The sequence below is a fragment of the Legionella sp. W05-934-2 genome (assembly GCF_964199965.1).
Lineage (GTDB): Bacteria > Pseudomonadota > Gammaproteobacteria > Legionellales > Legionellaceae > JAFIFT01.
Map to the genome: position 1 here is coordinate 271,952 of NZ_CAXMZT010000002.1, position 18,984 is coordinate 290,935.

Genomic DNA, 18,984 nt, shown 5'->3' on the forward strand with positions numbered 1-18,984 from the left:
CGGCTATCCCCTTCTATATTTAATTGGTATCGGTCATTTTATTGAATGCTATTGGATAGCATTCAATCAATCGGTCCTAAAGTTAAACCTTCATTACTCTATCATGGCATATCGCAAAACAAGATTGTCTGACTAGAAACAATTTGCTATTATTTGACTAACAGGGACGACCCTGTTTCGTTTTTTTTTTTCATCGAGGACGGCCTCACTATTTTAAGGAGGTGTCCTATGTCTTGGTTTATTCTCATTTTCGCTGGTTTACTCGAAGTCTGTTGGGCTATTTTACTCAAACATACCCATGGCTTTACCAATCTTCCGTTGTCTATTGTGACGATAATCATCCTGATTATTAGCATCCTACTTTTGTCCATTGCCATGAAAGACATTCCGGTGGGAACCGCTTACGCGGTTTGGACGGGTATTGGCGTTATCGGCACAGCCTTAATAGGCATAATAGGCTTTGGTGAACCTGCGACCTTGAGCAAATTAAGCTGTATCGGCTTGATTATTACAGGCGTTTTAGGAATTAAGATGATTCCCTAAACAAGCTAATGAGACAGGACTTATGAAAAACCCCAAGGTCGAGGCAAAAAAAGTTTTTAATGAGGGAGTTTAGATTAACTAAATGACCGAATTAAAAACTTTTTTTAACGAAGAGATTGGGTGCTTTTCGTAAGTCCTGTAAGAACAAATTTAATGGAGTATTACCATGATCCGTTTAAGGATAATGCTGTTATTTATCGTGCTCTCTTCCATAGCTCATGCACGATGTGCTATTTATTACCATGAATCACCACTTACCCAACAAAATGACGATGCGGTCGCCCATCTTTTAGATACTGCCTCATCCTGCCCACAATCCATTCAAAGCTTTCAGCATTTAATACAAAAAAACCAGCTACAGATTAAAACCAGCATGGTTGCCAATCGAGGGAAAAACAATCCTCATCTGGGAAGTTTTAGTTTTTTTGAATCGATTAATGGGACGCTACTAACTGGCTTTCATATTAAACCGGGCGACTTGTATCTGGGCTATTTTACTGCCCTTGCAAAGGACGAAATCCAATTAGATCAATCCAGTGAGAGCAAGAAACTGCTCATTGAATTGATTGCCTGGGATAATCAAAAAAAGCTTTATAACTTTTATGAATTACGCGGTTTAGATTCCGTTAAAACGCGGTGGTATTATCGCGGTGACTCGAACGACGCGCTTTTAGATAACCAATATTTATACCGCACCCCGCCTGCCAACTCAGCCAAATTTGGCAGGCGAATGCGTTGCTCTGCTTGCCATAATTCAGGAGGCCCTATCCTTAAAGAAATTCAATCACCCCATAATGACTGGTGGCGCTATTCCAACAAACTGATCTTTTTACCCAATCACTTGGATGATGAGGTGAATGAATTGGTCAATGAACTGGTCGATGCGCACGTGTTTGCAGAGGAGGTGAACGATGGCATCCAACAACTCTCCCAAAGTGCTCCTTATCAACAATTTTCGCACTCATTATCCCTTCAAGAACAACTGCGCCCTCTATTTTGCACAACTGAAATCAATATCGCATCCAATACTACTCCCGGTTTAGACAATCCCATTACCATCCCTTCCTCATTTTTTCTCAATCCATTGCTTGACCAAGTGAACATTGTTATTCCCGCTCACGCTTATCAAAACCTGCTTATCCAAAATAGGATGCGATTTCCAGAAACCAGTCAAATTGATGCGGATCATGCGTGGCTCACCCCTGTCAACGGGATAAATGACATCCATGCCATTTTGCAACTGATTAAGGATAATCGCATAACGCAACAATTCGCGCAGAGCGTTTTAATGATTGATTATCAACACCCACTATTTTCTCAGCAACGCTGTGATCTTTTAAAGCAAGTTCCAGATAAGTCTGATCCCAACTGGGTAGCCACCTTCATCGCTCATCTTCAAGCTGAAAAAGAAATCCAACCTGCTGCATTCGTATTAGCCACTTATTTATCAAATCCGCAAAAATACCACCCAGCCTATTTTCACCAAATCTTGTCTGAGTATAAGCAATCCCTTCACAAGAAAAGCAACACATCCGAGGGACAACAGGCGATATTTCAACAATTAATAGATTCAAGGCAGGCGGTTTTTGAGAATGAATTATCGAAAAACCCATTGGGTCAGATTTTAGAGCCGGGGTTTAGAGTGATTTTTCCTAAACCCCTAAAATGAACGCTTTAGCTATGTTTTTTCGAACCCTAAAGGATAGACCCTATTTTGAAATTAAGACTTGCCACCAAACCCCGACGTACCGCGACTCGTTCGCGGTATCCAGTTACGCGAGTCTGAACCATATAATAACATGATGACTGAAATCCCTGAATGCCGCGAATGAGTCGGCACGCCGGGCATATGGAATATTTATCTAAAAAATATCAAGTTATATTCAAGCTTCGTGTGGAACTCTCGGGGAAATGCCGTGGCATGTTGGGCATGTGTTTGGTAATATTTTGAGCAAATAGTATTTTATTAAAAAGTGGTTATCCCTCAGGCTTGGGCCTTATTCGTCGCAAACGGTTAAGTTACCTTGTCGGAATGGCGTTGTGCGGCTGCGAAAATAATATTCACGGCATTCTTTACCAGACTGATCGCTAAACCGTCTTTCTTGTTGGAAGCTATAGTCAGAAAAGCTAAGGTCCAACTGGCGTTGCTTTTGTTCCCGTGCTTGCTCGCGCTCATTGTGTTTGCGCAGATACTGACTTAGTTTACTAGCATAAACGGGCATCGTTAGTAATGAAATTAGTACAACCAGGGTTATTTTTTTCATATTTAATCAACTTTATATCATAAAGGGCAATGTTATTTCATTTTGTCAGCGCTGTCCATACCCAATGTGTTAAACGCTATTGGCAACGCCGGGTGGTAGTTTGGGATGAACAAGGTCCCTTGATCCAACTTAATTTTTTTGGTTAGGAGAATGGCAATGATCGAAGAAAGCAAGAACATGGTAATGGCATTTGTTTAATTAATCCCGCCAACAACATGATTAGTTCAAAGCTTCGGGTAGCATCGCTGTCACTTTGTTTCTGCCATGGTCTTTTGAATAATAAAGGTATTCATCGGCTCGTTTAAAGATGGTATCGTCGGTGTCGTCTTTTTGCACTTCAGTGACACCGATGGAGATGGTGACTTTCTGATTTTTGATAGTATTCACCTTTTTTTCAACCGCTTTTCTCACCTTTTCCGCTAAGGAAGCCGCTCCCTTTAGAGTCGTATTATTGATAAGCACTAAAAACTCTTCGCCCCCTATGCGGAAGAAAAAATCATTTTTTCGTATGATTGATTGCACCACGTTACTTAATTTGACTAACACTTTATCCCCCACATCATGACCATAGTTATCATTGATCGATTTGAAATGATCAATATCAAATATCATTAGCGAAAATGGGGTATGGTATCGAGTATACTGTTCCAAAAATTCATCGATTTTTTCATTGTATGACTTGCGATTAAGCAACTGTGTCAGTTCATCGGTATACGATTGCTGTTCAATCGTTTTAAACGCATCATACAGATCGGTATTATCAATGGTGGTTATCAAATATTCATTTTTATTAGGCATTAATGCAATGGACGTTCTAAATCGTCGTTTTTTTCCATTTTTGGTGATACAAAAGCGTTCAAAATTTTCATAATAGCCTTTCTCTAAGACAACGCTAAACACCTCTTGTGATTTTTCAATATCTTGCGGATCGGATATGGAAAAGAAATCTAATTGAAACATTTCTTCTTCGCTATACTCTAACAGGTCGCAATATTTTCGATTCACTTTCTTATATTTTTTATTTAAATCGATTAAGGCAATTCCCTCTAAAGCGGTATTAAAGATTGTTTCAAGCTCATTTCTGCTGTTTAAAATCTTACTTTCATTTTCCTTTTGCACCGTGATATCTCGAACCGACGCATAAATATAGGGAACGTTTTCTATCAACTGTAAATTGGCAGTAATATAGGCGATATAGGTTGAACCGTCTTTTCTGGTGTGCACGCGCTCGATCTCAATGGGATGTGAGTACAAAGCATCTACAATTGATTTTAATGCCTTTTTTGTGATTGACTTATCCCAATCATAGACGGTTAAGTTGCTCATTTCAGAATGTGAATACCCCAACAGTTCTATGGCTTTTTTACTATATTCAACTAACTTGCCATCGGTATCCATGAGAAAAATGCCATCAGAGGCTAAGTCTAAGATGCCTTTGTATTTGAACTTTTCATTTTCATAAAGATTCGTGGTCAGCTGCAAACTTTCAAGACTTTTCTTTAACTCGTCATTGGCTGATTCGAGCTTCTCTTTCGTTTTCTCGAGTTCGTTTCGGTAGTTATTCTGCAAGGTGATATCCCGTTGAGATGCATAAACATAGGCTTCACCTTCAATTTCAACACCCTTCGCATTGATTTGTACATCAATGACAGTGCCGTCTTTTTTTCGATGTTTTGTTTCAAATGTTTCTTGGGAATTTAAAAGAACTTGGATTGCACTTTTTATCTGTTGTTCTGTTAATTTATCATCCCAGTCATAGACGGTTAGATGCTTTGCTTCTTCCATGCTATAGCCTAAATTAGCAGCAAATGATTTACTATAAAGAATCAAGTTCCCTTCTTTATCTAAAATATGTATACCATCAGACGCATTTTCTAATAAGGATAGAAATTTTTGCTCGGAATAATACTTTTCAGTGATGTCATAAACACTGCCAATCGTTTTTTCTAACTTTCCATGCTTATCAAAATAATGCCGCCCTCTCTCTTCAACAAATTTAACGCGATTATTACCGGTTATGATTTTATGCGTCATAAAATAATCGCGTTTTTCTATGATTGAGTTTGCAAATTCAAGCTGCAATTTTTCACGTTCTTCTTCATCCATGAATGCTAATAACGTATCAAACGTGATATGTTTATCGGATTGTGGCATTTCGTATATCTCATAGACACTATCACTCCATGCTACTTTTTGAGACTTGTTATCTAACTGCCAAAATCCAATTTTTGCAACAATGGATGCTTCGTTCAGTGATTCATTTAACGCCTCGACCTCATCCAAATTAAGCAGTGTTCGGCTGTATATTTTAATAATGATATACGTGAGAATAATGGATAAAATAAGTACAATAAAAGACACCAACAGATATCGCATCAAGGCATTAGATTGTCGTTGTGCTAAATAGGACTCTTTCAGTTTTAAAATGAGATGCACACCACCATGAATCGGCATATCGAATTTTTTTGAAATGAAATAATTCGATCGCACCATCGGTGAGGAGAGTATTTGGGCATATCCCTGAGGGAATTCAGAGGCGATATGATATTGATTGGCTAATGAATTTCCCCAACTTTTGTTTTGATCCTTGGAATGATAAATGGTATTCCCTTTGTCATTGAACAGGATCGTGTCATACAACGTTGCACTGGATAGATTTTTGATAAAGTCGGTCATGAAATAATTAATGATTAAAATACCCCCAAACTCATCACCCTTTTTAATTGGCAATACCGCTCTAAACGTCGGTTTGTAGGGTACTTCAACTTTTCCATTTTCAATATTTAGCTCAATGGCAGAAAACCATACTTTTTCTAATTCTCTTAGTTTTGATTCAACAAAATAATAGCGCGCCGCTTTGTTTTGGAGTTTATCGTTATCAACAACAGAAGGCTTATCTTTCTCAGTTCTACGCTCAACCCGGATTGTTTCATTCCCCTTTTTGTCAATAAATCGTATTTGCATAATATCCGGATGTTCCTTCGCATAGGCGATGAGAATGGCTTCAATTTGAGCTGAATGGTTCAAGTGTTTTAAGTAATTTTTGAAAGCGAGCGATTGCCTTATTGCCTGGATATTCTGCTGTGAGTGGCGAATGAATTCTCGCAAATAATTTTCCCGCTCCTTCATCATATTAAATGCATTTTGACGCATTATCTCTTTAACATTGTGCAAAAAATGCAGCTCTTCCACCACGATAATGGATGCAGATAATATCAATGAAAATGCAAGCAATATGACAATTAAACGCTTCCTTTTATTGAATGAGTTCATATGTTCCATTGTTGTTAGGTATTGTTCTTACTACCTTCTAATTCCATAAAAAACCACGCTGATACTATATAGTATAGTAAAGCAGATTTTAACTTTTTGAAAAATCATGTTGATAAGTTAAAAACCCCCTTATTTTTTGAATGATAACGGGTATCACCACGTGATCATTCAATAGTGCTTTATTTTCGCCGATAAATACAAGACAAGTTATCTTTAATGACGTCTCCTAACTTATTTGAACTTTGAAAATAGTCCCCGTTGATGACTAAATTATCATCCTCTAGGCTCATGGCAACCTTGCTAAAGAACACGCTCATGTGACCTTCGCCATTGATGTATTGCTGATTATTGATAAAAATCAAGGCGTTTTCATCTTGCGACCAAGTCGCAGCACTACTACCGGATTCAGACTGTTGTTGGCTTGACTTTGATTCAGATTTCAATACACCGATTGGGTAAATTTCTTCCATAAACCCATAGGAGAGGGTAATGCTATCGGGTTTATGTATAATCGAAATATCGATAACTGGCTGATTATTGCATTGTCCTTGCCAATCGCCAGAAAAATTAATGTCCCTTGTATTGGAAACAGCGGTTTTCTTGCCAGTTTGAACTAAATCTATTCTTTGGGCGATGGGCGTTTGAAACCAGGGCAAAGACCAAGCCTTTATTGAGCAAAGCATGAAAATACTCCCGGTTATTAGTCTGGTTTTGTTCAAATTTCGACATCCTTTCATTCACTTCCTCCTTTCGTTACCCGACCAACGTTATTGAAATAACATAGTAAAATAATTGGCGTAACGACATCAATACGACAAACCATATTAGGGAGCATTTACCCATGAATACCGCACAAGGCGCGGCTGCCAAACAATATGATATAATTTAATACATATAATCATGGAAATGAATATGCCAAAATCAACCATTTCTCAAGGCAATGCCATCGATATCATTAATGACTATCTAGCCTGGCACAATCTGCCAATTGAGCTTAATCGAAATGGGGTATGCCATGGCCTTGCAATCATCCGTGCTCAATATATTTTTGAAGGTAAGGAAGAAGAGTTCTTCAAGATGCTCGAGAAAATTGTCGATATGAGCCAAGGTAACTTTACGGAAATAACGACATCCGATGACCCATTGAGCGGTGATATTGATCACTTTATCTTTCAAGTTTTAATCGCTTATAAGCCAGATGTTTATGATAAGCGTTACACCCAACGAAACGCCCATGAGATTATCAAAGTAGCCGGGCATCCGCTTGTATCCGATTTTACCCTTCCACTGGTAACCTCCAAAACCAACTGGGTTTCAATATTTAAAGAACTCAACATGCAAGATGGCGAAGTATTTAATGCGTCAAGTCCCAATCATACCATATCCATCTATCGGAAAAATGGGCAGTACGTGGTTTATGATCCAAATTATAACTTGGGACGAAAAACGTTTAACAATGAAGAACAATTAGTTGAAGAGCTTAGAAAAAATGTCTTTGTGTTTGATGGTGGAAATTTAGCATTAGTATTAAAACAACTTCGACCGGCAGACAAACCCGCCAATGCAAATAGGCGCAGTGCGCAGGATTTTTATAATAGATACTTAGATGTCAAACAAAAAGCAAAATATGACAATCATGAAGTGACAACCTTGCAATTAGCTTGCACCGAAAATGATGATACGCTCCTAAAGACCCTATTTAAAAAGAGTGAAAAGATTGATTTAGACACACTGGAAAATTCAATTGCTATCGCAACATCCTTAAATGCCGATAGAACACTGGATGCGATTTTAAATTACCAAGATATCGACGGAAATCGGCTATTTACCAAACCTGATAGCGTCAATTTAGCAATCCTCCTATCATTAAAAAATGGCAGTATGGAATGCTTCAAGGTGATCCTCAAAGAGCCAACCGGGGACTCGGCATATCGTTCCTTTATCAACCCAACATCAAGCTCCTCAAACTTTATTATTAAAAGTGCAGCCCAAGGCGGCAACCCTGATTTGCTACGGCAGATATTGCAAGATATGGATAATAGCGTTCCTTCGCCAGTTACCCTAGCAGAAAAGCTATTCGCTGTTGATAAAATTGGGAGAAATACCCTGACAGCAACCATTGAGGGCGGTTCTTCGGAGTGTCTAAAAATATTGCTTGAGCGCTTGTCATCTGAAAAATTTGATGTTGATGTGAAGCAGTATGAAGCGTTGCTTGGCTTAGCTATTGAAAAAAATAATTTCTTGATGGTCGACCATCTTCTCAACCACATGCCCGAACGTCAGAAACAGTCAATAATCGTGAGACTAAATTTAAGCGTATCTCAGGCAGAAAAAACCGACTTACACATTCTAAATAGCTTAGAAAAAAACGGGGCTGATTTTTCAGGATCCGTAAAAATGGTCATGAAAGACAAACAGACACATAAACTAAGTTCGACCTCCATCCTAGGGGTTAAACTAACATCCTTTGTTGAATACATCAAAATTAAACTCGGCTTAACAAAACATATTTCTTTTGATGAAAAGGCAGTCAACAAGGAAAAAGTTTGGGATTTTAAAAAAAGCCTCAGAGAAATCAAGGGGGAATTCCTCCCAAAATCTAAAACCCCCGAACTCAAATAGCCAACCCCGATTTGGCTGAAAAATGAATACTATTTATTTTTGGCAGCTGATGGTGTGTCATCTTTGTCATTTACATTCGGAGTATTAGCACCATTTAGGAGGCTCACCAACCCATTCAGAGAATGAAGGGCAAAATCAACCGCTAGCACAGCGATAGGTAAGGTATCTCCTGTCATCGCGGCTTGTAAAACCATGCCAGCGCGTAAGACGTTAAGCGTGGATACACCCATATTCTCAAGAAAGTTCGAACCTTGCCGCAAGCTTAATGTCGTTAAACCATGAACGAGGGCATCCGTGACTAACGGACCACGGTTCGAATCAGGGTTTGAGGATAGTTCATACAAGGATAGACCCAATGCACCAACATTTATCATCTGTAAAAGCGTTAAACCAGGACCTCGATTAAAAAATAGCATAAGACTGCCTCAATTGGTTAATGAAGTTGCTAATCTACCATAAAGCGTATTTTCCTTAAACAAGTAATTTTATTTATTAACTCAATGTGAATATTTAGAAAGCATTTTATGTCGTTTGCTATACTTTTAAGAAGTGATATCAATAAGCAGTTATGCCTTCCTCGACCTTATCAACAGAGCAACAGCCCCAGTGGTCATTTGGTAAACCATCTATCGTTTCGGATATGTTGCTTCAGACATTTGCATTTTTACAACACAAAACGACCAAACAATCCAAGGGAAAGTCGATTGTCAATGGCAACAATGTTGCCGATGATTATTCTCGTGTCTATCAAAATATCTTAGACTGTTTTAATCCAAGGGGAAAACAACGATTATCCAGTCCCACATTGACAGAAAAAAAACATTCCACTTGATTACTCCGCCTTATTAGGGGCTTATTATCGCTCGAAACAAACGAATGAAAAAGGCGAGCCGCTGGTAACACTATCAAAGGATGAACTCGATGCACTCTATCGCCATTACCCACAACTCAATTTTATCGACTTCTCCATCCTCAACTGCTATGCTCAACCGTTAGCCGAGAACTTTGCCTATTTCATCGACTCTCATGCGGATGTGATTCATAAACAAGTGGAAAAGCAATCACCCGTTGATGATCAATCCATCCCAATGTTAAGTAGCGAAACGTTATCATCAACGTCATCCTTATCTTCTGAAACAACTTTGGAAGTAAACACGACGCTCTATCACGAATCCTCCTCGGCGACGACAGAGTTTCCAAAATCATCTTCTGATTTTGAGCAAAATGCCACTAGCTCCGCTATCATAACCGATCCCAATCAATCGATTACCCCAATCAATTTCAATGAGGGTAGCCAGGGAGGTGCTCCTTCCAAGACAAAGACAACCGCATCAAAAACAGGGTTATTTAGTGATAATAAATATGCCAGTGTTCGAACCAGCATTCGACGAGGAAATAAAAGTCTAGGGGATTTGACAAACAAGAAACCACGAACCCGAATCAGTGATGTTCTAAATGATGCCGAGTCGCCTGATAGCATTGATTCAATTATAAGTGAATTAACAACACAGCCAAACCCTATTTAACGAATGCGCCGATTCCTCGGCGCTCTCGGTATTCATTGTGTTTAAGAATGGGGTAGGACGGCTGTTCCAGAACTGACAAACAACCCTAAGGTCAAGGCAAAAAGGAAATATTGATGGGGGGAATTTAGACCCAGATGGATAGACGCTAGTATTCGAACTTTGACTTATCCTCAAACGCCGACGTACTGCGCTTTATGCGCGGTATCCAGCATGATAGTCCTTTTTTAACAGAACCATTGGTTACCTATTAAACATCTCCTGGTTGCCGCGAACGAGTCGCGGCACGTCGGGACGTATAATATTTTTATTCAAAAACATCATGCTATTTTCAAATTTAGTGTGGAACTTTTAGGGACAGGCCCTAAGGGATAGACACTTTTTTTAAAACTTAGACTTATCCTCAAACGCCGACGTACCGCGGCTTGTCCGCGGTATCCAGCATGATAGTCCTTTTTTTAACAGAACCATTGGTTACCTATTAAACATCTCCTGGTTGCCGCGAACGAGTCGCGGCACGTCGGGACGTATAATATATTTACAGGACTTACGAAAAACTCCCAATCTCTTCGTTAAAAAATATTTTTAATTCGGTCATTTAGTTGATCTAAACTCCCTCATTAAAAATATTTTTTGCCTCGACCTTGGGGTTTTTCGTAAGTCCTGATTTATTCAAAAGCATCATGCTATTTTCAAATTTAGTGTGGAACTTTTAGGGACAGGCCCTGAGGGATAGACACTTTTTGTAAAACTTAGACTTATCCTCAAACGCCGACGTACCGCGGCTTGTCCGCGGTATCCAGCATGATAGTCCTTTTTTAACAGAACCATTGGGTACCTATTAAACATCTCCTGGTTGCCGCGAACGAGTCGCGGCACGTCGGGACGTATAATATATTTATTCAAAAACATCATGCTATTTTCAAATTTAGTGTGGAACTTTTAGGGACAGGCCCTGAGGGATAGACACTTTTTTAAAACTTAGACTTATCCTCAAACGCCGACGTACCGCGGCTTGTCCGCGGTATCCAGCATGATAGTCCTTTTTTAACAGAACCATTGGGTACCTATTAAACATCTCCTGGTTGCCGCGAACGAGTCGCGGCACGTCGGGACGTATAATATATTTATTCAAAAACATCATGCTATTTTCAAATTTAGTGTGGAACTTTTAGGGACAGGCCCTGAGGGATAGACACTTTTTTTAAAACTTAGACTTATCCTCAAACGCCGACGTACCGCGGCTTGTCCGCGGTATCCAGAGACCACTTGCCGCACAAAATAATAACGTATTGGTCGAAAACCCTGGATCCCGCGGACAAGCCGCGGGACGTCGGATTAAACACTATATTAATATATTGCACGAACGCTATGTTTTAAAAAAGTGCCTATCCCTCAGGTTTAAACTTCACCACAATTCCTTTTTAACGCAGCGATTAGGGCTTTATGTCAACCGTCTGTTTATCATTGTGTCGAACAAAGGTTATTGGTTCATTACCACTATAACGTTTGTAATCTTTGAATAGTTTCCCGAGTTCTCCCTGATTCAATGCCCCTTGAAACTTGCTATCGATGGCAGAATCATTCCCTTCAAGTGCGTTTTTAAAGGCAGTGGCTGCTTCAATTTTTTGATGCCGGCTATAGCCTAAGTTTAACACCGTCAGGCCAAAGAAGCCGATGGTTGTTTGGTAGTCAGTATTTTTTTCACGTGTTTGGATGTATCTTTCCAGCGCATCAAGCATCATTTTTTTATGATCGATGGTTTTTAATGTGCTTAAGGTTTTTTGTTGTTCCTCACGAGAAATATAAGGCCTAAACATTAATGATTGCGCACAATCAAACGCGCTGTATCGACCTAATATGCCAAAACAAAATTTCGAGTGCACATTGACATAAGGGTTTGCCCCATAACCACGCATTAGCGTATTAATGGTATCAATGTGACCATAGGATGCAGCTAACATGAATGGCGAATAAATCCCCAGCACAAACTCAACTGGGCCGCGACTAACTCGATGCAATATTGAATTTGGATCAACATAACCCTCGGCACTGAGGGTTGCTTGTTGCTTCGGATAATAGTCTTGTATGGTTTGATGCTCATTGACCCTTGCAAGTCTCGCCATCCCACTCGCATCCATCGGATGATCTTTAGCCCCTTTGGCTTCAAGGCTGGTAATCGTGGCTAGATTGATTAATTGAGACAGCGGAACATTAATGCCCGCATGCAGCAATGCTTCTCGTGACCAGGTAACGCAACTATGTGAAAGTTGATTAGCCACCGTCGCCATAAACATACTGGAAATGGCTCCTTCGCCTAGGAGGTTGAAATATTGCTTTTCATGCTCTTTGCGTTTGGCATAGTCGATAAGACGCAAGGCTTTATCCTTATCAATCGTCCATTCGGTTAATATTTCAGCAACATGAATGGCTTTGTCAGTGAGATCTTTTACCTCAACACGGCCATCTCGATAATGCATTCCCCAAAAAAATCGCCCTTTTAATAAATTGAAGGGATTTCTCACCACCAGGTCACCGCGCAAATGAACTTTGTAGACTTTATGCTGCTCCTTTTCCAGCATTTCAACCAGGAGTATAGCGTGCTGGTTGCTTTCTCTTACCCAGGTGATTTTTGCATTCGAGTCGTTTAAATTTTTTGATAATTGAAACACATCGGTACTTTCTTCAGCTCGTTTTTTGTTCTCAAAAACAAGAACTAAATGCTGAACCTCAGGGTTGACTTGATGCAAAAGCTCCCCTTTAAATACACTGTAAGAATCATCCAATAACACTTCTTTTAGGGTGACGGGTAGCTGGGCAAGAACTCGATATAGTTCGTTTTGGGAAAACGTTTCTAATTTCAGTGACGTTAAATCCAAAATTTCAGAATCTGGATGACTTTCGACGGATGTTTGTATCTGAGATATCAACGTGTCAGTGTCAATTTCCCCCTTTAAGGCTGATAGCTTAATCGTCTTGTGTTGAGGCTGATAGCTCAATTCCAATTGGTCAGTGTCTTCTGGGCTGTGTTTAGTCATATGCGATCCAGGTTGAAATAAATGCATTATATTATATCATTTTGACTTAATAAAGGCCACTTATAAAGGGGGGATATTAGCGGATGTGAGATTATAGCCGTCAATGGGACCTTAAGAGGTGTGCATTTTTTTCAAAACTTAGAATTAAAAGAACAACCCTGGATACCGCGAACGAGTTCCGCGGTACGTCAGTGTTTGGGGTTAATGTTAAGTTTAGAAAATATGTCTTTCCTTCAGTACCAGACCAACGACTACAACTTCTGTGCTAATCCTGTTTCCAACAAGGCAGCTTGCTTATTAAAAATCAATTCAACGGCTCGTTGAGAGTCTGTTTGCAAACCAAATACTCGAGTAGTTAGACCTTGTCCTGTTGAGATCAGCTTATATTCTAGGCTCTTTAAAAACTCTTGCCTAAAGGTCTCCAGAGCGGGCTTGTCTAATCCTGAAATGTCGGCTTTTAAATTGTTAAGTATGGCTCTTTTTAAATCATCGCCTTCAATGCCTTGATATTTTTGTTTAAATGCCGCGTGGCTTTCAGGGGAGGAGGAAACCGAATTCACATTCGCTTTAAATAAATGAAAACGGTTGGTTGTTCTTCCATTCAAGTATTCGGATATGGGCAATACATGTTGTAGTTTTTGTATAATCTCTTTAATAAAATCTAGCCATTTAAACTGACCTGCAGACGCATGATGTCCTATAACCGTATTTTCTTCTGATTTTGCGCCATGTATCATTTCAAAATAATCACTTTCATCATCATCACAGACAAATCGAAGTCCGGGTTTATGGGATTGTTCATGGTTTGTAACCGCCTGTCTTTTATCTTCTCCGGGCCCCAACTTATTCCCCTCACCACGAGGATAGATTGTGATATTAGCCGTATCAATTCCTTCAAATTCTAATAACCCACGAATATAGTTCTCATAATTTCGACTAATAATAACAATTTGAACACTCGGGTGGAGTTTTGTCATCCTATTCAAGAAGACTACCGCCTCTTTCGTAATTTTGACAGCGTCATCCGATTCAAGGTAGTCCTTTTTATATTGACTTCTTTTTTCAGGGGTATCAGCCACGGCAAGATTGTTGCAAAGCGGGGTATTGATAACTTGGCTACCGCGAATGCCTGTTAGGGTCCCGTCAAAATCAAGGTAAATGATGTTATCAGATTGGGCTGTTATCGTTGGTAGACTCATGGTGCTTCCTTAAGTATATAAATCGGATACATTGTCACGTTTTATCAAATAGTATAATCCACGAACATTAAGGAAGTCTTAATTGATCGTTTGTTAAGCACAAAGTCCTCAGTACCGGATATTTTCTTAAAGGCACTGTCGTTGCGAGCTTTGCGAAGCAATCCAGTTCTATCTGTGAACAAAAATCTATTCTGGATTGCTTCACTACGTTCGCAACGACAGCTTATTTTAAAAATTGTCCGGTACAAAGACCAACATCTCGATAACGTTTTAAGCTAAGGGCGATTTAAAAAATTGTCACCCAACCGCACTGGCATCCCTCTCTATGCATTCACTTTCTATTCCTGCGAATAAAATCTATCAAACCAGTTCTTATATTGAATATAAGGCCCCTCATAACCAAGAATCATAGGTTTTTAATTGATTTGATTTTTCCATATCCTGCAATCTTCAAAGGATTCTTTCAAAATTTTTGCAGCAACAATCGGTTTTAGAATATAGGAAATAGGATACTTGAGACTCGGTTTTTTGTAGCGATAGCTCACTCGATTTAAAAATTGATTGCCACCGAGTGGTAAAACCGTTGCTATCATTTTCCCAGGAACAGGTGAAATACAATGAACGGAGATAACACCAGGACTGTCATGATTGCTGAATGTCTCAAAATCTAAATCAAATATCGCTCGCTAGCATAAGATTAACCGTATAACTTTCCTCATAATCTCATCCCTACCATTGGCAAAACGGGCCTGTTTGACAAGGACACGTCAAACAGGCTTTTGATTTTCGACTGCTTAGGTTGTAGCAGGATTCGCCAAGTTTTCTTCGTTTGTTTCAACCGCTTCTTTGGGCGCTTCTTCTACCAAAGGTTTCGATTGAAGTGCGTTGTTGTATAGCCTACTTAAGCCTTTCACAGCATACATCCAGGTTAAAGTTGTGCACAATACAATCAATACCAGGTAAGGAGCGATGGTGATGATACTGCTTGCAGCCGTGATGATTAAGATAAAGCCCGATATCAATCCGCCGCCGGCTTTACCAAAACTATTACCAATCACATCAACAGCCGCTTTTCCTTTCACTTTCAGTTCTTGATCCAGCGGGATATAAGCCATCTCTTTGGTGGGATCAAACAAGGAGTATTTGGTGGCTTTGCTGGCAACGTTTTGAATTGCGCCTAAGATAACCGCCATAAACAAGGTGGTTGTCCCAAACATGGTTGCAACCACTTGCATATGATCGCGGAACAGAACAAAGTTATAGAACAACCCGCCTGTAATCAACAACACTGCAGGGGTCATGATAGCGCCTGCAAACCAGCCATAGCGCCTAACGATCCCTTTAAACAACATGATCATGGTCATGGTCACAATTCCGGTTGTCACAGAAAATGCGCCCATGAAGGCGTTATAATCATTGGGATTGGGATATTGCTCTTTTAACATCCCCTTCCAAATGACTTCCACCAGATTGATAGAAATGCCATAGCCCACAATTAAGATGGCGATTAAGCCTAAATATTTGGATGAGAAAATATATTTAAAGCTTTCAGCCAGTGATAATTTTGGCTTATCGTCTTTTGTGCTCCCCACACTGGCTGCTTTATCATAATAACGAGCATCGGTGAGGACGTTACGGTTCATCCAGCGATAAATCATCATAATCACAATGCCTGAGATCATTACCGCTGTCATCATATACCGCAACGAAACACCCCAAGCATCGACGCTCGGCGGTAAGGATTGCCGAATATCGGATAAATAGCGCACAGTAAACCCGGAACAGATCAAGGAAACATTGGCTAATAATCCGAACAGACCATAAAAGCGCTTCGCTTCATTGGTGCGGGTTATCTCATTGGCAAACTGCCAAAATAACAAAGAAATCATCACACTGCCCCAAAGCTCCGCCATGACATAAAACAAGGTATACATCCATGTCCCCCATAAAGGAAAAATATGTTGAAAATGGGGAAACGTGGCTTTGAGTGTGTGAATGGTCTCAGGGGATGGGTGAATCAATGCCCGGTTGGGATAGAGAACAAAAGCAAATACCCCAAAAAAGAGAATAAAGGAGCTAACGAGCAGATAAAACAACCTTTCCCGACTCAGCATATTGGCCAATTTGGCATAAAGCACGACAAATAATATGGAGGCAGGTAACACAAAACCAATCTTTAAGAAGGGAATCACCGCGGAACCATTGATTGAAGCTGTGATAACGAGCGAGTCTTTGGTATCTCGTAGAATGGTGTAGTTAAAGAGAATAAAAAACATCATGGCACCCATCGGTAGAAATTTTTTCAACTCATGGGCATGAATGGGCCATATGGCACCGCGAATTCTTCCGAATTCAGGTTTATCGTTCAAATGAAAACTAGACATAATATATCCTTATATTACTTAGCTCTTTGAAGTTCAAAACACAGCAGAACGTGTATTAAATCAATCCCTCAATAAAACCTCCTATTTTTAAACCATTAATTTATCTTTACATGCTATTTGCAGGGTTAAAATGGTCTTTACAATTTTGCAAAGAAAAAGTATGAAGCCATTTTGAATGAAATCTTGTCAATTGCAGCGACAGGACTTATATATAACTTCCTTCATTGTTCCCCTCTCCCCGGAAACGGGGAGAGGGTGCCCAAAGGGCGGGAGAGGGGTTTTTGAAATGAAATTATATCCTGATGTGTGGCACCGAGTGCCTAAAATGCTTACGAAAAACCCCCAGGGCAATGGGAATATTGTGGGAAGCTCTATAGAAGTTCTAACCTATTGTCAACTCACCTGAAATATCATTAGAATATCATTATCGTTCATCCACTTATCGATTGACCAAGGAATCGGACTCATCATGATAAAGCTGAAATATTTAACGTTTCTCTTGCCTCTTTTGGGGTTAGCAATCTGTGTGACACCCAATTCACATGCATGGGTAACAAGTCAAAATGAAAAACCCGGAATGCGCATTATCATCTTAGGCGCACCCGGTGCTGGGAAAGGAACACAAGCAGATCGTTTAGCCAAGCAATACCACATTCCCCATATTTCAACCGGCGACCTACTCCGAACAGAAATTACCAAGCGCTCTCATTTAGGTCTTATTGCAAAAGAGATCATGGCATCTGGACAGCTGCTCTCAGATGACATCATTTTTTCGATGCTTAAAGAGCGATTAAAAAATCCCGATTGCGCCAATGGGTTTATATTAGACGGTTATCCAAGGACGATAGCCCAAGCTGAACAACTTAAAACCAGTCATATCACGATCGATCGTATCATTGAAATTAAAATCGATGATCGCGAAGTGATTAATCGAATCAGCGGCAGACGAGTACACCAACCCTCTGGTCGAGTTTATCATTTAACCTATAACCCACCCAAAAAACCAGGATTTGATGATCTGACTGGCCAACCTTTAGTTCAACGTGAGGATGATCGCGCCGAGATAGTGAAAAGCCGTTTAGAAATCTATCACCGACAAACTGAACCGTTGATTGATTATTATGAAAAGTGGGCGCAAGACCACAACGAAAGTGCCCCGCAACTCTATAAAATTTCCGGCACCGGCAATCCCGATCAGATTTTCGCTAAGATTGTTAAGTCGCTCAACAGGAATAAGCGATTAACCTAAAAGCAGAGGCACTATGCTACCGTTACGGTAGCATAGTTTGGAATTGCAATTTAGATCAAATGTTAATGCTTGGTACGGAATTGGTTTCTTCTTCTGATTCTGAGTCTAAATCTAAGTCTAAATCTAATTCATCATCATAAATCTCGTTGCCATCATAATATGTTTTTAGATCCGATTTAATATCGCTTCGAATGTCCGATCGTTTTTCATGCTGAGATGAATGCCCGCTTAGCGTTGGCTTTCTTCTGTCTGTATTATTATCTCGTTTAAAAAAATGTCTCATTTGCACCCACCATTGAGTTATTAATGGTCCGAATGCTAAATGAAATGCAATCGCCTGTCAAATCGAATAACCTGCGTTTCGATAGACTATACTTAAACTATCCAAGCTCGATAGGGATTTAAGGAGAAGTGTCATGTTAAGTCCAAAAATTGCGTCATACTTGAAAGACCACCACGTTCAGTATGAAACCATCCCCCATGCCAATGCCATCACAGCCAGTGAAATAGCCCAAATCTCACATATATCAGGCAAACGACTTGCTAAAAGTGTTGCGGTTAAAGTCGATGGAAAAGTATCGTTGGTTGCCTTACCCGCCAATCGCCGGTTAAATATTCGTACCTTTCGAAAAGCGGCCAATGCAAATAACGTTGAAGTCATGCGCGAATATGAATTTCAAGACCGTTTTGACGATTGTGAAGTTGGCGCCATGCCACCTTTGGGTGAATTATATAATGTGGATATTTATATTGCAGGCAGCCTGGCAAAACAAAACTGGATCGCCTTCAATGCGGGCAATCATCACGAATTATTGAAAATGAACAGCCTGGATTATATCAATTTAGAGCATCCTAAAATATTAAAAGATCTCTAAGTTTATTTGCGAAA

The 18,984-nt window shown here is 39.8% G+C and carries 16 protein-coding genes; 7 read left to right on the forward strand and 9 right to left on the reverse strand.

Annotated features, from left to right (window positions below; genetic code table 11):
• Positions 1-228: 228 nt before the first annotated feature.
• Together AB3348_RS03255 and AB3348_RS03260 are read left to right on the forward strand one after the other, a co-directional pair.
• On the forward strand, positions 229-543 hold the full coding sequence (locus tag AB3348_RS03255; RefSeq protein ID WP_367606114.1) for a multidrug efflux SMR transporter: 315 nt from the start codon (positions 229-231) through the stop codon (positions 541-543).
• Between the two features lie 166 nt (positions 544-709).
• Entirely contained in the window at positions 710-2,212 is a 1,503-nt protein-coding gene (locus AB3348_RS03260) for a hypothetical protein (RefSeq protein WP_367606115.1), read from the forward strand.
• 328 nt (positions 2,213-2,540) lie between these two features.
• On the opposite strand, the gene AB3348_RS03265 is transcribed toward AB3348_RS03260, so the two are convergent.
• From AB3348_RS03265 to AB3348_RS03275, 3 genes are all read right to left on the reverse strand, one after another.
• A complete protein-coding gene (locus AB3348_RS03265) occupies positions 2,541-2,807 on the reverse strand; it encodes a hypothetical protein (RefSeq protein WP_367606116.1) in 267 nt (88 codons plus the stop codon).
• Positions 2,808-3,026: 219 nt separating this feature from the next.
• Positions 3,027-6,080 (reverse strand): diguanylate cyclase, encoded by a 3,054-nt coding sequence (locus tag AB3348_RS03270; protein ID WP_367606117.1) that lies wholly within the window; start codon positions 6,078-6,080, stop codon positions 3,027-3,029.
• Between the two features lie 179 nt (positions 6,081-6,259).
• Positions 6,260-6,817: a hypothetical protein gene (locus tag AB3348_RS03275; RefSeq protein WP_367606118.1), complete on the reverse strand. Its 558-nt coding sequence runs from the start codon at positions 6,815-6,817 to the stop codon at positions 6,260-6,262.
• A gap of 175 nt (positions 6,818-6,992) precedes the next feature.
• Here AB3348_RS03275 and AB3348_RS03280 point away from each other — a divergent pair, with 175 nt between their 5' ends.
• A complete protein-coding gene (locus AB3348_RS03280) occupies positions 6,993-8,702 on the forward strand; it encodes a hypothetical protein (protein ID WP_367606119.1) in 1,710 nt (569 codons plus the stop codon).
• A gap of 29 nt (positions 8,703-8,731) precedes the next feature.
• Here the strand turns inward: AB3348_RS03280 and AB3348_RS03285 are convergent, their stop codons facing one another.
• Positions 8,732-9,118, reverse strand: coding sequence for a hypothetical protein (locus tag AB3348_RS03285; RefSeq protein ID WP_367606120.1), 387 nt, complete (start codon positions 9,116-9,118; stop codon positions 8,732-8,734).
• 152 nt (positions 9,119-9,270) lie between these two features.
• Between AB3348_RS03285 and AB3348_RS03290 the strand changes: the two genes are divergently transcribed.
• Both AB3348_RS03290 and AB3348_RS03295 read left to right on the forward strand, forming a co-directional pair.
• The gene (locus AB3348_RS03290) at positions 9,271-9,534 is read left to right on the forward strand and encodes a hypothetical protein (RefSeq protein WP_367606121.1); all 264 of its coding nucleotides are present in this window, start codon (positions 9,271-9,273) and stop codon (positions 9,532-9,534) included.
• Between the two features lie 202 nt (positions 9,535-9,736).
• Positions 9,737-10,228: a hypothetical protein gene (locus AB3348_RS03295; RefSeq protein ID WP_367606122.1), complete on the forward strand. Its 492-nt coding sequence runs from the start codon at positions 9,737-9,739 to the stop codon at positions 10,226-10,228.
• A 1,220-nt stretch (positions 10,229-11,448) separates the two neighbouring features.
• Here the strand turns inward: AB3348_RS03295 and AB3348_RS03300 are convergent.
• The 4 genes from AB3348_RS03300 to AB3348_RS03315 all read right to left on the reverse strand — a co-directional run bounded on the left by AB3348_RS03300 (position 11,449) and on the right by AB3348_RS03315 (position 16,846).
• Positions 11,449-11,589, reverse strand: coding sequence for a palindromic element RPE4 domain-containing protein (locus AB3348_RS03300; protein WP_367606123.1), 141 nt, complete (start codon positions 11,587-11,589; stop codon positions 11,449-11,451).
• 72 nt (positions 11,590-11,661) lie between these two features.
• The gene (locus AB3348_RS03305) at positions 11,662-13,263 is read right to left on the reverse strand and encodes a hypothetical protein (RefSeq protein ID WP_367606124.1); all 1,602 of its coding nucleotides are present in this window, start codon (positions 13,261-13,263) and stop codon (positions 11,662-11,664) included.
• Positions 13,264-13,514: 251 nt separating this feature from the next.
• Entirely contained in the window at positions 13,515-14,462 is a 948-nt protein-coding gene (locus tag AB3348_RS03310; RefSeq protein WP_367606125.1) for a hypothetical protein, read from the reverse strand.
• A gap of 794 nt (positions 14,463-15,256) precedes the next feature.
• Positions 15,257-16,846, reverse strand: a complete 1,590-nt coding sequence (locus AB3348_RS03315; RefSeq protein WP_367606126.1) for an NTP/NDP exchange transporter — start codon at positions 16,844-16,846, stop codon at positions 15,257-15,259.
• A gap of 577 nt (positions 16,847-17,423) precedes the next feature.
• Between AB3348_RS03315 and adk the strand changes: the two genes are divergently transcribed.
• Complete coding sequence (gene adk, locus AB3348_RS03320) at positions 17,424-18,095, forward strand: adenylate kinase (RefSeq protein ID WP_367606199.1); 672 nt, start codon at positions 17,424-17,426, stop codon at positions 18,093-18,095.
• Positions 18,096-18,150: 55 nt separating this feature from the next.
• On the opposite strand, the gene AB3348_RS03325 is transcribed toward adk, so the two are convergent.
• Positions 18,151-18,378: a hypothetical protein gene (locus AB3348_RS03325; RefSeq protein WP_367606127.1), complete on the reverse strand. Its 228-nt coding sequence runs from the start codon at positions 18,376-18,378 to the stop codon at positions 18,151-18,153.
• Between the two features lie 133 nt (positions 18,379-18,511).
• Here AB3348_RS03325 and AB3348_RS03330 point away from each other — a divergent pair, with 133 nt between their 5' ends.
• Entirely contained in the window at positions 18,512-18,970 is a 459-nt protein-coding gene (locus AB3348_RS03330; protein ID WP_367606128.1) for an aminoacyl-tRNA deacylase, read from the forward strand.
• Positions 18,971-18,984 lie beyond the last annotated feature (14 nt).